This window comes from Stappia sp. MMSF_3263, from assembly GCF_030733745.1.
In the GTDB taxonomy this organism is placed as follows: Bacteria; Pseudomonadota; Alphaproteobacteria; order Rhizobiales; family Stappiaceae; genus Stappia.
This window is the reverse complement of record NZ_JASHIK010000004.1, coordinates 235,966-249,285: the sequence shown is the minus strand read 5'-3', so window position 1 is coordinate 249,285 and position 13,320 is coordinate 235,966. Positions and strand designations below refer to the sequence as shown.

Here is a 13,320-nt window from a genome sequence, read left to right as displayed (position 1 = left end):
GCCGCGGCCCATGTCCCACGAAAAACGCCCCGGTCCATGTGAATGAACCGGGGCGTCCTGGTTTACGTCGAAGCCGGCGGGGCCGCCCGACGTCAGTGCAGGCCGACCGTGTAAAGCTCATGCTCCGCCGCGTTGGCGAGCGCCGCCTCGCGGCTGTCCGTCAGCATGATCGGCGTCCCGTCCGCATTGAGCAGCACCCATAGGCTCAGGCCAGGCTCCATATGCGGGGCTTGCGGAAAAAGCGTCGAGACATCGTCCGAAGTCATGCGCTTCACATAGGCGATCTGCCCGGCGCCAAGAGCCTTGAACTCGCCCGGCTGCATTTCGAGATGTTCTTCGTCACGCGTCATGGCACTACTCCTTTCCGGCGAGCGGACCTGCCGCATCGCCCTTTCCGGATGACCGGACAACCGACATGCGGGATCAGTCCCGCGCGTCGATCTCGATCCGGCGTACGATGCGCTCGGGTTGTGGACGGACAAGGTCGATTGAAAGCAGGCCGTCCTTCAGTTCGGCGCCAAGGATCTCGATCCCTTCCGCCAGAACGAAGGCCCTTTGAAACTGCCGCGCCGCGATGCCCCGATGCAGGAAGTGACGGGACTTGTCGTCCTCCTGCCGGCCGCGGATCACCAATTGGCTCTCCTCGACGCTGACATCGAGCTGATCGCGGGTAAACCCGGCAACCGCAAGCGTGATGCGGATGATCTCCCCATGCGTCTCGGTCTTGGGAAGGCGCTCGATATTGTACGGCGGATAGCCGTCGTTGGCGCCCTTGCTTACCCGGTCGAGCATCCGCTCGAGATCCTCAAAGCCGAGGAGCAACGGAGAGGAAAACGCTGACATGCGCGTCATATGCATCAAGCCCTTTTTCAAAAGCGGCCCATTTTACAAACGACCCGTCCGCGCCGCTGTGAACCCGAACGCGACCGGGACGTTCAAATCGCCGGACCCGACAGGCATCCGGCAGGGACAACGTGCCCCGTTGTCTTCTATATGGCGGCATGCGGCGTCAGATTCAAGAAACGCACCGGGCAGGACGCGCCGCCCATACCGCCGGCGACGGCAAGCCTGTCTGACGCAGCGTCAGAAGTTGCCCGAAAAATTGCACATCAAAAGGAAGCTTGCAGAAAATACGAATCGACCCTTCCGGGATAATGCGTAATTCCTGCAATATATTCGAATAACTAATTGATTTCATTCATTTGAATTTTTCTCCTCGCCTTTTAAAGATGGCGTTAACCCCCGCGGGCGAAATGTGGAGTGACCATTTTTTAGACAGGAGCCAGACATGCGACGCATCGCCGGTACTCTCATTCTGTCGATCCTCGCCCTGACCGGGCCGGCGGCGGCGGAACCGTCGGCACCCGATGTCACCGCCCTGATCGACGATACCTTCATCGCCCAGACACGCGAGTGGCTGGCCAACCCGATCGTCCCGCTGTCGATCAAGGCGCAGAACAGCCTGCGCGGCGATCTCGGCCAGGCGGCGATCGATGCACTCGACCAGCAGTGGGTGGCGGAGCGAAAGAGCGACGACAAGCCGCTGATCGCCGCGACGCTGTCGGCGCCCCTGTCGATCTACCTGTTGCGAATCCAGGCCCAGACGCTCGGCCTTTACACCGAGATCTTCGTGATGGACGGGAACGGGCTGAATGTCGGCCAGAGCGCGATCACCGGCGACTACTGGCAAGGCGACGAGGCCAAGTTCCAGAAGACCTTCCCGGCCGGAGCCAACGCGGTCTTCATCGACGAAGCCGAATGGGACGAGGAGCGCAAGATCTGGCGCGCCCAGCTCAACCTCACCCTGGCCGATCCCGAAACCGCCCAGCCGATCGGCGCCGCGACAGTCGAGGTCAACCTCACCGAGTTGCAGCGCCGCAATTCGCCCGCCAGCTAAATCAGGGACAAAGTCATGTTCGCCAATTTATCGGTCTCGACCAAGGGCGCCATCGCCTTCTCCTGTCTGGCGCTGATCGGCGCCATCGGCGGCGCCATCACCTACACGAAAACCATCACCGCCGCCGAGGCGGTACAGCAGGCGGAAACCGTCACCTCGATCTCGCGCGAGGCCGACCTGTTGCAGCGGGCCGTGCTTCAGCAGGCGCTGTGGGTCAAGAACTTCCTGCTGACCGGCAATCGCGACTGGGTGGGCAAGGTCGAGGACCAGTCGGTCGAGATCACGACCCGCATCGACGGGCTGGGGTCGCGGCTTTCCGGCCTGGACCAAAGCCTGGTCGGACAGGCCGAGATCGTCCGCACTGCCTGGAAGTCCTGGGCCGACAGTTTCGCCAATGAGCAGATCCGGTTGATGCGGGTTCCCGAGACGGTCGACCTGGCGCGGGCGATGGAGCTGACCGCGACGGGCGCGAACCTTCTCGCCTCGACCTTCGATGGTGTTGCGGAGCTGCAGAAATCGCTCCAGGAGCGCGAGAGCGCCCTGCTCGGCACCCAGAGAGCCGAACTTGCCTCCGCGCAGATGGTGGCGCTCGGCAGCGGCCTGCTGATCACGCTCTTTGCCGGGCTGCTCGGATACCTGAATTTCGCGATGGTGTCGCGCCCCCTCGGCCAGCTCGCCAACGTGGTTCGCAAGCTCGCCGACGGCGACACCGACGAGGAAGTCGACTTCGGCAGGCGCTCCGACGAGATCGGCCAGATGGGCGAGGCGCTCGGCGTCTTCCGTGCCAACCTGATCCGCACCCGCGAACTGGAAGCAGACACCGAACGCCAGCGGCTCGACGCGGCCGAGCGGCGCCGCACCGAAATGGAAGCGGTGGCCAGCAGCTTCGAGGAAACCGTCCTGACCATCACCCGCGAGATGATCAGCGGGCTGGAGGCGCTCAACGGGTCCGCCGGGTCGCTTGCCGACATCGCCCACGGGACGACGGACCAGGCCCTGTCGGTTTCCTCCGCCTCGCAGCAGGCAACAGAGAACGTCAACACGGTGGCGAGCGCGACGGAGGAACTCTCCGCCTCCATCGCCGAGATCAACGAGCAGGTGCACGCTTCCTCGAAGGTGGTGACGGAAGCCTCCAGCGAGGTCGAGCGCTCCAACAACGCGGTCGGCAAGCTGCAGCAGGTGGTGGCCAAGATCGGCGACGTGACCCGGCTGATCACCGACATCGCCGAGCAGACCAACCTGCTCGCGCTCAATGCCACGATCGAGGCGGCCCGCGCCGGAGATGCCGGACGCGGCTTCGCGGTCGTCGCCTCCGAGGTCAAGGCGCTGGCAGAACAGACGGCCAAGGCGACCGAGGAGATCGACACGCAGATCTCGGAGATGCGTCAGGCTGCCGACGATTCCATCGTGGCAACGGCCTCCGTCGCCGAAATGGTGAAAACCATCCACCAGCGGACCTCCGCCATGGCGGCGGCGACGGAAGAGCAGAACGCGGCAACCAACGAGATCGCCCGCAACGTGGCAGAGGCGGCACGCGGCACGCTGAGCGTCAGCAGTTCGATCGTCGAGGTGTCCAATCAGGCGAACCAGACCGGTGACCTGAGCGCGGAGATGCGGGAATCTATCCGCGACCTGCACGACCGCTCGAACCGCATGCAGTCGGCGATGAACGAGTTCCTGTCGACAATCCGCGCCGCCTGAGCGGTCTCACGGAACACGTCCGTAGTTTACCGGAACGGCTCGCGGTTTTCCCGCGGGCCGCTTTTTTGCCGATTCCGGACAGTTCGGTGTTCGCTCATTCCGCTGCGACGACAGGCAGCAAGGCGTTGTCCCCGTGAGCAGCGATCGATCCTAGCCGAACTGCTGCCACTGTCCCCAGATGACCTTTGTATAGGAATCGTTATCGGCCTCGTTGAGAATGCTTTTGACCATGTTCGTCAGGTCGCCGGCCTCGTGGACCGCCATGAGGCGGCCGTGAAGCTCTTCGTTCACACCCTGGATTTCGACTTCGAATTTGACCTTGACCGTCTTTCCCGAATTTTCGCTCATCGCAAATTCCTCTCTCAAAGATACGGGTGCGGGTTCTTCAAATAGGACAGGGTTTCCTGGCCAAGCCTGTACAGCGCCATGCAATGGGCACTTGGATGATCGTGGGAGTCGTCCGCGTCGTCGTATCGCGAGCCGGGATGCCCGCCGCCGCACACGGCGGCGACCTCGCAGCTCTTGCAGGCCGTCGGCAGCCGGTCTCCGCCGACCTGCGAAACGAAGGCCTTGATCAGCGTCTCGGCGCGGGCAAACGTGAAATCGTCATCCTTCACATTGAGACCGGTGCTGTAGCCACCAGCAATCCGGAAGCGCTCCAGCTGGCTGTATTCGGTGTCCATGCAAAGGGAGCCGTCCGTTTCGACAACCGCCAGGGAACTCATGTCCGCCCCACCGGTACCAAGGAACGTCGTGCGACGACCGAAAGCCTGCAGGATCATGGAAGAAAAAAGCCGAATGCGCATTGACGGGTCGTCGCCCTTCACCCACTCGCGAAAGGCATCGACCAGGAAATCGGGCAAGGCGTCGAGATCTACCGCCGTGTCGGCGTTCTTCTGCCTTGCATTGTTTGTCATTGGCAAAAGAATGTCGGCACTGGAGACACCGAGCGAGCGCAGCGACGAAATCGCGTGCCGTCCATCGACCGATCCGGCAGCGACACTCAAGACGCCTGTACCGATTCCAGCCTCGCGGAGCCGGTTCAGCGCCGCCACCGTCTGGACATACGTTCCCTCGCCTTTCGGCGTCACCCTGTTGGCATCGTGGGAGGCCTGGTCGGTATCGATGCTCACCCCGATGCCGATGTCATAGCGGTGCAGGAAGTCGATCCATGCGTCGTCGATCAGCAAGGCGTTGGTTTGCAGCCTGTTGTGAATGAACGGTGCCAAGCCGGTTTCTTCTTGCAGATCCATGAACCTGGCGAAGCGCGCATGGCCAAGCATGAGCGGCTCTCCCCCATGCCAGACGATCGCTCCTTCCCGGCCGAGCCCGGAGAGGTAGTCGCGGTAGCGCTCGTACAGGGCCGTGACCGTCTCGACGCTCATGGACGACCCGTAATCGCGCGTATCATCATTGATATAGTAGCAGTATCTGCAGCGGAGGTTGCATGACCGGATGACCTTCACCACCAGGATATGGAGATAGTCGGTCGCGTGCCCTGGATACATTGAGTTGCCTCCGCCGATGCGAAAACAACTAAAGCGTGCCGCTCTGGTGCGTCAAAGGCGAAAGCACCCCGAGGGAACATGCACCTCGACAAGTCTTCGCCGGCAGCCACGGGATGAAGCGCAGCGCGCATCTCGTCACTTGGTACAGCCTGTCAGACGCGTCTGCGCCAATTGCAGGGGCAAAGACCATGCTGCCTGAAAGGTCGTCTCGGTGGACAGACCGCAGGCACTGCTCGCGGAAACGTGTCGAACCGCCACTATCGCGAAGCCATGCAGGCGCCGGCGCCGGTTCCGCCAGGCGAGCCCCCGGAACCACAAAAGCACTCAATTCATGTGGAGATCGAAACACGTAAGGGGAAGACTGGTGGAGCCAAGGGGAATCGAACCCCTGACCTCTTGAATGCCATTCAAGCGCTCTCCCAACTGAGCTATGGCCCCGTCTTCCAGGTCTTCTCCGAAAGCCCTTCAAGCACTCCTTCGAAGAGGCTGTCATGCTTTCAGAAAATCGCGGCGCGGCGTTTGGGACTGCCGTGCCGATGCGGGCGGAAAATACGTCTTCCGCCCTTCAAGTCAAGCGGAATAATCCGCCCGTTCAAACATCTCTCGCCGAAGGCGGCGAAGACTGTGGACAATCGCCGACGCAGCGACCTGCGGCGGCGGCACGTCAGCGATCCGTGTCCTCGTCGTCGCGCTCGACCACGATGCCGGGAACGTCGTCGTCTTCCTCGTCCTCATCGTCAATGAAGACGTCATCGGCCGAATCGTCGTCGTCGAGTTCCTCGTCGTCGTCGGCATCAACCGAAACGGCCGCATCGCCTTCGGCTTCGGCGTCGGCTTCCTCGAGGCTGACCAGCTCGGCGCCTTCGTCCTCGACCTCGACCTCGTCGTCCTCGTCTTCCTCGACCGCAGCCGCCTTTGCCGCCGCCTTCACACGCATCGCCTGAGACAGGACGAACACGGTGCCGCATTTCGGGCAGGTGATCGGATCGCGATTGAGGTCATAGTATTTCGCGCCGCAGCCGCCGCACAGCCGCTTGGTGCCAAGTTCGGGTTTCGCCACGGTTCCAACCCTTGTCTTTTTCGATAATCGGGCGTTCGCATATAGGCTGCCCGACGTCATGTCAAAGCCTAATCCGGCCTGCTTCGTCAAACGCTTTGTTATCTTTTCCCAAAAGCTCAGCGGGAGCCGGCCCGACAGCGGCGTCCAGCCAGGAAACCGCCACGGTGACGTATCGGTTCCAGCATGATACGAGATGCAACGCAACACTGGCCTGCAAGCTCCGGATCGCAACATGTCCCATTCCACTTCTGTCGCGCCGATGGTGGCGCGTTCAGGTCGCGCGCTGAAGGGCCGGGTCACGGTACCCGGCGACAAATCCATTTCGCACCGCTCGCTGATGCTGGGCGCCCTGGCGGTCGGACGGACCACCGTGACCGGCCTGCTGGAATCGGAAGATGTCCTGAACACCGCGGCCGCGATGCGTGCATTCGGGGCGCGGATCGACCGGGACCCACTCGGCGTGTGGACAGTCGATGGCGCCGGGCTCGGCAGTCTTGTCGAGCCCGAGACCGTGATCGACTACGGAAACGCGGGCACCGGCGTCCGGCTCGCGCTGGGCCTTGCCGGAACCCACCCGATCGCGACCACCTTCACGGGCGATGCGTCCCTGTCGCGCCGGCCGATGGGCCGCGTGCTCGAGCCGCTGCGCCAGATGGGCGCACGCATCATCGCACGTTCGGGCGACCGGCTGCCGCTGTCCGTCCGCGGTCCCGGCACCGCGGCGCCGATCACCTACCGGGTGCCGGTGCCCTCTGCCCAGGTGAAATCGGCGGTCCTGCTGGCCGGCCTGAACGCGCCCGGTCAGACGACGGTGATCGAGCCGATCCCCACGCGCGACCATACCGAGCGCATGCTGCTGGGCTTCGGCGCGGCGATCAGCGTCGAGGCCGACGGCTCGGGCGGACGCATCATCACCGTCACGGGACAAGGTGAGTTGCAGCCGCAGGACATCACCGTTCCGGCAGATCCCTCCTCCGCCGCCTTCCCGATCGTCGCCGCGCTGATCACGCCAGGCTCCGACGTAACCGTCGCCGACGTGCTTCTCAACGAACACCGGACCGGCCTGCTGACCACATTGCAGGAAATGGGCGCGGATCTCGTCATCGACAACATCCGCGAGACGGGCGGCGAGAAGCTCGGCGACATCCGTGTCCGCCATTCGGCCCTGAAGGGCATCACTGTGCCGGCCGAGCGCGCGCCCTCGATGATCGACGAATATCCGGTCCTGGCCATTGCCGCCGCCTTCGCCAGCGGGGCGACGACGATGCCGGGACTTGAGGAGCTGCGCGTGAAGGAGTCCGATCGCCTGGCCGCCGTCGCGGCCGGCCTGCGGGCCAACCGCATCGACTGCGAGGAAGGCGAGACGAGCCTCGTCGTGCACGGACGGCGCGGCGCGATCGGCGGGGGCACGGTCGCCACCTATCTCGATCACCGCATCGCCATGAGCTTCCTGGTTCTCGGCCTCGCGGCCGACGCACCGGTGACCGTCGACGACGGCGCGGTCATCGCCACCAGCTTCCCGACCTTCCAGAAACTGATCCGCGAACTTGGCGGCGACCTCTCCCTCGCCGGGGAGAAGGCCGCATGATCATCGCCATCGACGGACCGGCCGCGTCCGGCAAGGGAACCCTTGCCCGCCGGCTGGCGGCGCATTACGGGTTGCATCATCTCGACACCGGGCTGACCTACCGGGCAGTTGCCGCCGCCCTGCTGGCGCGCGGCCTGCCGCTTGGCGACGAGGCCGTGGCGGTGGCGACGGCGCGCAACCTGGATCTTTCCCGGCTCGATCGCGACGTGCTCTCGGCCCACGAGATCGGCGAGGCCGCCTCGCGCATCGCCGTCCTGCCGGGCCTTCGAGAGGAACTCGTCCAGTTGCAGCGCCGCTTCGCGATGGAGCCCCCCGGCGCCGTTCTCGACGGCCGCGACATCGGCACCGTCGTGTGTCCCGACGCCGATGTGAAACTGTTCGCCACGGCAAGCCCCCGGGAACGCGCAAAACGTCGGACCACAGAGCTCGAGGCAAAAGGCAAGCCGGCCGATTTCGACAAGGTCCTTGCCGATCTGGAGCGCCGGGACCAGCGCGATGCCAACCGGACCGTCGCCCCATTGAAGGCCGCCGAAGATGCGCACTTGCTCGACACATCGGAAATGGATATAGAAACGGCGTTCAAGGCGGCTGTGGATATCGTCGATAGCGTGTACGCGGAGTAGCGGACACGATTTCGGCGTTTTTTCCGTGGCCCGATAACGGCTTCCCGCTTCCAGGCGGCGGCCGGGACGATCGCAGGCGCGACCCGGTCCGCAACCGGACGCCCGACGACCTTGGCAACTATTTCGAGAGTGCGGTTTCACCGTTCGCCTCGCCGGCCCGCCGGATGCCTCGACTTACCGCAAGATGCGGACACGGGGAGCCATGCGGATGCATCGTCCAGAGCGACGGTGCCGGAAGGGGAAATCGCCAGGAGCAACACAAACCCGCCGGCGATGAGCCATGTTTGGCTGCCAGGAGTTTCGATGAACAGTTTGAATCCCACACGCGACGAGTTCGCCGCCCTTCTCGAGCAGAGCTTCGAGGAGCAGGAGCACTATGAAGGCTCCGTGATCACCGGCACCGTCATCGCCATCGAGAAGGATCTCGCGGTGATCGACGTCGGCCTCAAGGTCGAAGGCCGCGTCGCGCTCAAGGAATTCGGCGTCAAGGGCCGCGACGGCGACGATGCCGGCGTGTCCGTCGGCGACAAGGTCGAGGTCTATCTGGAGCGCGTCGAGAACGCGCTCGGCGAGGCCGTGCTGTCGCGCGACAAGGCGCGCCGCGAAGAAAGCTGGATCCGTCTGGAAGTCGCCTTCGAGGCGAACGAGAAGGTCACCGGCCAGATCTTCAACCAGGTCAAGGGCGGCTTCACCGTCGATCTCGACGGCGCCGTGGCGTTCCTGCCGCGCAGCCAGGTCGACATCCGTCCGGTGCGCGATGTCGCTCCCCTGATGCACACCCCGCAGCCGTTCCAGATCCTGAAGATGGACAAGCGCCGCGGCAACATCGTCGTGTCGCGCCGTGTCGTTCTGGAAGAAACCCGCGCCGAACAGCGTTCGGAGCTGGTCCAGAGCCTCGAGGAAGGCCAGGTCATGGAAGGCGTGGTCAAGAACATCACCGACTACGGTGCGTTCGTCGACCTCGGCGGCATCGACGGCCTCCTGCACGTCACCGACATCGCCTGGCGCCGGATCAACCATCCGAGCGAGGTCCTGTCGATCGGCCAGACCGTCAAGGTGCAGATCATCCGGGTCAACCAGGACACGCACCGCATCTCGCTGGGCATGAAGCAGCTCGAAGCCGATCCGTGGGACGGCATCGAGGCCAAGTACCCGGTCGATGCCAAGTTCACCGGCCGCGTGACCAACATCACCGACTACGGTGCGTTCGTGGAACTGGAGCCGGGCATCGAAGGCCTGATCCACGTTTCCGAGATGTCCTGGACCAAGAAGAACGTCCATCCGGGCAAGATCGTCTCCACCTCGCAGGAGGTTGAGGTGATGATCCTGGAAGTCGATCCGGTCAAGCGCCGCATCTCGCTCGGCCTGAAGCAGACGCTTCAGAACCCGTGGGAGGCCTTCGCCGACAAGTTCCCGGTCAACACCGAGGTCGAGGGCGAGGTCAAGAACAAGACCGAGTTCGGCCTGTTCATCGGTCTCGACGGCGATGTCGACGGCATGGTCCACCTGTCCGACCTCGACTGGAACCGTCCGGGCGAGCAGGTCATCGAAGAGTACAAGAAGGGCGACATGGTTCGCGCCATAGTGCTCGACGTCGACATGGACAAGGAGCGGATTTCGCTCGGCATCAAGCAGCTCGGCGGCGATCCGTTCGACACTGCAGCCGCCGGCGAACTGCGCAAGGGTGTCATCATCACCTGCGAAGTGACCGAGGTGAAGGAGGGCGGCCTGGAGGCAAAGATCGTCGATTCCGACATCACCACCTTCGTCCGCCGCGCCGACCTGTCGCGCGATCGCGCCGAACAGCGCCCCGAGCGCTTCTCGGTCGGCGAGAAGTTCGATGCCCGCGTCACCCAGTTCGACAAGAAGACCCGTCGCGTTTCGGTCTCCATCAAGGCGCTGGAAATCGCCGAGGAGAAGGAAGCTGTCGCGCAGTACGGCTCGTCGGACTCCGGCGCGTCGCTCGGCGACATTCTCGGTGCGGCCCTCAAGGCCCGCGAGACCGACGACTGATCAGGCCATTTGCCTGTGCTGAAAACGAGACCCCGGCCGCAAGGCCGGGGTCTTTTCGTTTGAGGGGTTGTCGCGGCACCGCGACGGCTCTTCCCGCCCCGTGTCGGGCATGGTCAAGCGCGAGCCGGAACCGGTGTCATTCGATGTCGGCCCCGCGCTCGGCAAGCAGCGCCCGCAGGACCGAGCGATGACAGCGGTTCTCGTCCTGGCAATAGCAGCCCAGTGAAAAATTCGCCGTGCGGGACATAAGCGCCAGCATGTCCAGCAGGCGCGCCGGGGTCGCAGCCGTCATTTCCCTGCGGAATGCCTTGACGAAGGCCTGCCAGTCGGCGTCCGTGCCGGCGGCCCTGGCGGAAGCCACGAGGCCGGGGCTCGGGGACAGTTCCGGCAGCCAGCTGTCGTACCAGTCGCCTGTGGCATGGTCCTGCTTGCGAACGCCGCGCGGCGGGCGACGCACCGTGCCGATGCGCGGCCCCTCGCCGGCCTTCCGGCCGCTCCCCAGTTGCACGATCCTGACGCTCATCGCCCGATCTCCCTCATTCGCCAGCGAGCATGACACGACAAGGTCCGACGTTGAAGGGACCGGCCCGGCGTGCAGGGCGCGAAAGATCCAGCTTCAGGCTCCGTAGCAATGCTCCGGTGCCGGATAGGCCCCACTGCGGACCTCCTCGGCGAAGGCGCGGAAGGCATCCGAGATACCGCCGCGCCCGGCAAGATAGTCCTTCACGAAACGCGCCTTCCGGCCGCTCGTGACACCGAGCATGTCATGCATGACCAGGACCTGTGCATCGGTTGCGGGACCCGCACCAATCCCGATCACGGGCACGCGGGCGGCCTGCGTTACCGCTTCGCCAAGGCCACTCGGCACGCATTCGAGCAGAACAAGGCGGGCGCCGGCCTCCTCCAGCAGCGCTGCGTCCGCGCGGATGCGCGCCGCCGCCGCCTCATCACGCCCCTGGAGCCTGTACCCCCCGAGCATGTCCGCGCTCTGGGGCGTCAGCCCGAGATGGGCGCAAACCGGTATGCCGCGCTCGCTCAGATGGCGCACGGTCTCCGCCAGCCATGCACCGCCCTCGATCTTGATCGCATTCGCCCCGGCCTGCATCAACCGCGCAGCATTCGCGGCCGCGTCGACAGACGTGTTGGCGGCCGCAAAGGGGAGGTCCGCGACCAGAAGGGGGCGTTGCTCACAGCTTTCGACGCCCCGCGCGACGCAGGCCGTATGGTAGGCCATGTCGGCCATCGTCACGGGAAGCGTGGATCCGTGCCCCTGCGCAACCATGCCGAGGCTGTCGCCTATCAGAAGCGTCTCGATCCCCGACCGGGCCGCAGCCTGAGCGAACGACGCATCATAGGCGGTCAGCATGGCAAAGCGGCGTCCCTCCGCCTTCGCCCCGTCGAGTGTGGAAAGCGTGATCTGCGACATCCTGGCGCCACCTCCGTCTTGCGATTTCCATCCGCCCCCGCGGCCGACGGAGGGTTAAGTGACAGATGCCGCTACGGCAGGCAATGCGCCTGCCGTTCACCCAAACGCATTTCGGTGGAAAGTCGGGCTTTTCATTCCCGTCCCGCCAATGTAGCGATAGGGCACCCGAGCGACGAGACGGAAAGGCTTTGTCCATGTCCTTCGATGCGGATGCGATAGTTGACCGACGGCGACTGCGCCGAAAGGTTGTGTTCTGGCGCATCGCCGCCTTCCTTGTGGCCGCGATCGCGATCGTCGGCGGCATTGCCTGGGCTGGCGGTTTTGGCCCCCTGTCGAAACGATCGATGCACATCGCCCGGGTTGGCGTCAGCGGCGTCATTATCGACGACCGCGCCAGGCTGAAGATGATCCGGCAGTTGGCCAAGAACGACCGCGTCGCGGCAGTGATCGTCGACATCAATTCTCCTGGCGGCTCCACGGTCGGTGGAGAGGCGCTCTACCAAGCCTTGCGGGAACTTGCCGAGAAGAAGCCCGTGGTTGCCCAGATCGGCACGCTCGGCGCCTCGGCCGGCTACATGACGGCCATTGCCGCGGACTATATCGTCGCGCGCCACACCTCGCTCACCGGTTCGATTGGCGTCTATATCCAGTACGGGAATATCGGCGGCCTTCTCGACACGATCGGCGTGAAGGTCGATGTCGTGCGCTCCGGCCCGCTGAAAGCCGAGCCGAACTTCCATTCCGAGCCGCCCCAGGCGGTGCGCGACAACCTGCAGGCGGTGATCGACGACAGCTATGAATGGTTCGTCGCGCTTGTGGCGGAACGCCGCAAGATGGACGACCAGGCCGTTCGCGGCGTGGCCCAGGGCGGCATCTATTCAGGTGAGGCGGCCCGGCGACTGGGACTTGTGGACGCGCTCGGCGGCGAGGAGGCAAGCATCGCCTGGCTCGAAAAGGAAAGGGACATAAGCCCCGACCTGCCGGTCGTCACGTGGTCGAGCAACGGTGAACTGGACGGCCTGCCTTTCCCCGCGCGGATCGCCAGATGGGTCGGCAGCGGCCTCGCCGACGGTATCATCGATACCGTCAAGGGCGCCAATAGCTTTGTACTCGAAGGGGTTGCGCTTGACGGTGCCGTATCCGTTTGGCACGCTCAAAACGCGACGGAAGGTCTCGACCGGACAGGGAGACACGAATGATCAAGTCGGAACTGGTGCAGCGGATTGCCGAACAAAATCCGCATCTCTACCAGCGTGACGTCGAAAACATCGTCAATGCCATTCTCGACGAGATCACCGATGCCCTGAGAAGCGGCAACCGTGTCGAGTTGCGCGGCTTCGGCGCGTTTTCGGTCAAGAACCGCCCTGCACGAACCGGGCGCAATCCCCGGACGGGGCAGAAGGTCGATGTTGACGAGAAATACGTGCCCTTCTTCAAGACGGGGAAGGAGATGCGCGAGCGGCTCAACGACGGCGACGGATCCGAGGACTGACAAAAGAAGCTC

At 64.2% G+C, this 13,320-nt stretch carries 14 protein-coding genes and 1 tRNA gene; 7 read left to right on the top strand and 8 right to left on the bottom strand.

Annotated features, from left to right (window positions below):
* Nucleotides 1-92: 92 nt before the first annotated feature.
* Nucleotides 93-350: a DUF1150 domain-containing protein gene (locus RBB46_RS07105; protein ID WP_306028200.1), complete on the bottom strand. Its 258-nt coding sequence runs from the start codon at nt 348-350 to the stop codon at nt 93-95.
* 73 nt (nt 351-423) lie between these two features.
* Complete coding sequence (locus RBB46_RS07100) at nt 424-852, bottom strand: Hsp20 family protein (RefSeq protein WP_306028199.1); 429 nt, start codon at nt 850-852, stop codon at nt 424-426.
* A gap of 436 nt (nt 853-1,288) precedes the next feature.
* Between RBB46_RS07100 and RBB46_RS07095 the strand changes: the two genes are divergently transcribed.
* Both RBB46_RS07095 and RBB46_RS07090 read left to right on the top strand, forming a co-directional pair.
* On the top strand, nt 1,289-1,897 hold the full coding sequence (locus RBB46_RS07095; protein ID WP_306028198.1) for a hypothetical protein: 609 nt from the start codon (nt 1,289-1,291) through the stop codon (nt 1,895-1,897).
* 15 nt (nt 1,898-1,912) lie between these two features.
* Nucleotides 1,913-3,598: a methyl-accepting chemotaxis protein gene (locus tag RBB46_RS07090; protein WP_306028197.1), complete on the top strand. Its 1,686-nt coding sequence runs from the start codon at nt 1,913-1,915 to the stop codon at nt 3,596-3,598.
* A gap of 150 nt (nt 3,599-3,748) precedes the next feature.
* On the opposite strand, the gene RBB46_RS07085 is transcribed toward RBB46_RS07090, so the two are convergent.
* The 4 genes from RBB46_RS07085 to RBB46_RS07070 form a co-directional block, all read right to left on the bottom strand.
* Nucleotides 3,749-3,946: a hypothetical protein gene (locus RBB46_RS07085; RefSeq protein WP_306028196.1), complete on the bottom strand. Its 198-nt coding sequence runs from the start codon at nt 3,944-3,946 to the stop codon at nt 3,749-3,751.
* 14 nt (nt 3,947-3,960) lie between these two features.
* Entirely contained in the window at nt 3,961-5,106 is a 1,146-nt protein-coding gene (locus RBB46_RS07080) for a radical SAM protein (RefSeq protein ID WP_306028195.1), read from the bottom strand.
* Between the two features lie 362 nt (nt 5,107-5,468).
* Nucleotides 5,469-5,544: transfer RNA gene (locus RBB46_RS07075), tRNA-Ala, on the bottom strand.
* A gap of 226 nt (nt 5,545-5,770) precedes the next feature.
* Nucleotides 5,771-6,166: a TIGR02300 family protein gene (locus tag RBB46_RS07070; protein WP_306028194.1), complete on the bottom strand. Its 396-nt coding sequence runs from the start codon at nt 6,164-6,166 to the stop codon at nt 5,771-5,773.
* Nucleotides 6,167-6,398: 232 nt separating this feature from the next.
* Between RBB46_RS07070 and aroA the strand changes: the two genes are divergently transcribed.
* The 3 genes from aroA to rpsA all read left to right on the top strand — a co-directional run bounded on the left by aroA (nt 6,399) and on the right by rpsA (nt 10,390).
* Complete coding sequence (gene aroA, locus RBB46_RS07065; protein WP_306028193.1) at nt 6,399-7,754, top strand: 3-phosphoshikimate 1-carboxyvinyltransferase; 1,356 nt, start codon at nt 6,399-6,401, stop codon at nt 7,752-7,754.
* Nucleotides 7,751-8,377: a (d)CMP kinase gene (cmk, locus tag RBB46_RS07060; protein WP_306028192.1), complete on the top strand. Its 627-nt coding sequence runs from the start codon at nt 7,751-7,753 to the stop codon at nt 8,375-8,377. The genes aroA and cmk overlap by 4 nt, the downstream gene beginning before the upstream one ends.
* Nucleotides 8,378-8,680: 303 nt before the next feature.
* Complete coding sequence (rpsA, locus tag RBB46_RS07055) at nt 8,681-10,390, top strand: 30S ribosomal protein S1 (protein WP_306028191.1); 1,710 nt, start codon at nt 8,681-8,683, stop codon at nt 10,388-10,390.
* A 136-nt stretch (nt 10,391-10,526) separates the two neighbouring features.
* Here rpsA and RBB46_RS07050 read toward each other — a convergent pair whose 3' ends face one another.
* Both RBB46_RS07050 and panB read right to left on the bottom strand, forming a co-directional pair.
* Nucleotides 10,527-10,913: a DUF488 domain-containing protein gene (locus tag RBB46_RS07050; RefSeq protein WP_306028190.1), complete on the bottom strand. Its 387-nt coding sequence runs from the start codon at nt 10,911-10,913 to the stop codon at nt 10,527-10,529.
* Nucleotides 10,914-11,006: 93 nt separating this feature from the next.
* Nucleotides 11,007-11,816 (bottom strand): 3-methyl-2-oxobutanoate hydroxymethyltransferase, encoded by an 810-nt coding sequence (gene panB / locus RBB46_RS07045; protein ID WP_306028189.1) that lies wholly within the window; start codon nt 11,814-11,816, stop codon nt 11,007-11,009.
* Between the two features lie 83 nt (nt 11,817-11,899).
* Here panB and sppA point away from each other — a divergent pair, with 83 nt between their 5' ends.
* Together sppA and RBB46_RS07035 are read left to right on the top strand one after the other, a co-directional pair.
* Complete coding sequence (gene sppA, locus RBB46_RS07040) at nt 11,900-13,015, top strand: signal peptide peptidase SppA (RefSeq protein WP_306028188.1); 1,116 nt, start codon at nt 11,900-11,902, stop codon at nt 13,013-13,015.
* Complete coding sequence (locus RBB46_RS07035) at nt 13,012-13,308, top strand: integration host factor subunit beta (RefSeq protein ID WP_306028187.1); 297 nt, start codon at nt 13,012-13,014, stop codon at nt 13,306-13,308. Before sppA ends, RBB46_RS07035 begins: the two co-directional genes overlap by 4 nt.
* Nucleotides 13,309-13,320: the final 12 nt, after the last annotated feature.

Coding starts and splice junctions, on each gene's coding strand:
- RBB46_RS07105 (WP_306028200.1), bottom strand. CDS start 350: ATGACGCGTGACGAAGAACATCTCGAAATGCAGCCGGGCGAGTTCAAG.
- RBB46_RS07100 (WP_306028199.1), bottom strand. CDS start 852: ATGACGCGCATGTCAGCGTTTTCCTCTCCGTTGCTCCTCGGCTTTGAG.
- RBB46_RS07095 (WP_306028198.1), top strand. CDS start 1,289: ATGCGACGCATCGCCGGTACTCTCATTCTGTCGATCCTCGCCCTGACC.
- RBB46_RS07090 (WP_306028197.1), top strand. CDS start 1,913: ATGTTCGCCAATTTATCGGTCTCGACCAAGGGCGCCATCGCCTTCTCC.
- RBB46_RS07085 (WP_306028196.1), bottom strand. CDS start 3,946: ATGAGCGAAAATTCGGGAAAGACGGTCAAGGTCAAATTCGAAGTCGAA.
- RBB46_RS07080 (WP_306028195.1), bottom strand. CDS start 5,106: ATGTATCCAGGGCACGCGACCGACTATCTCCATATCCTGGTGGTGAAG.
- aroA (WP_306028193.1), top strand. CDS start 6,399: ATGTCCCATTCCACTTCTGTCGCGCCGATGGTGGCGCGTTCAGGTCGC.
- cmk (WP_306028192.1), top strand. CDS start 7,751: ATGATCATCGCCATCGACGGACCGGCCGCGTCCGGCAAGGGAACCCTT.
- rpsA (WP_306028191.1), top strand. CDS start 8,681: ATGAACAGTTTGAATCCCACACGCGACGAGTTCGCCGCCCTTCTCGAG.
- RBB46_RS07050 (WP_306028190.1), bottom strand. CDS start 10,913: ATGAGCGTCAGGATCGTGCAACTGGGGAGCGGCCGGAAGGCCGGCGAG.
- panB (WP_306028189.1), bottom strand. CDS start 11,816: ATGTCGCAGATCACGCTTTCCACACTCGACGGGGCGAAGGCGGAGGGA.
- sppA (WP_306028188.1), top strand. CDS start 11,900: ATGCGCCTGCCGTTCACCCAAACGCATTTCGGTGGAAAGTCGGGCTTT.
- RBB46_RS07035 (WP_306028187.1), top strand. CDS start 13,012: ATGATCAAGTCGGAACTGGTGCAGCGGATTGCCGAACAAAATCCGCAT.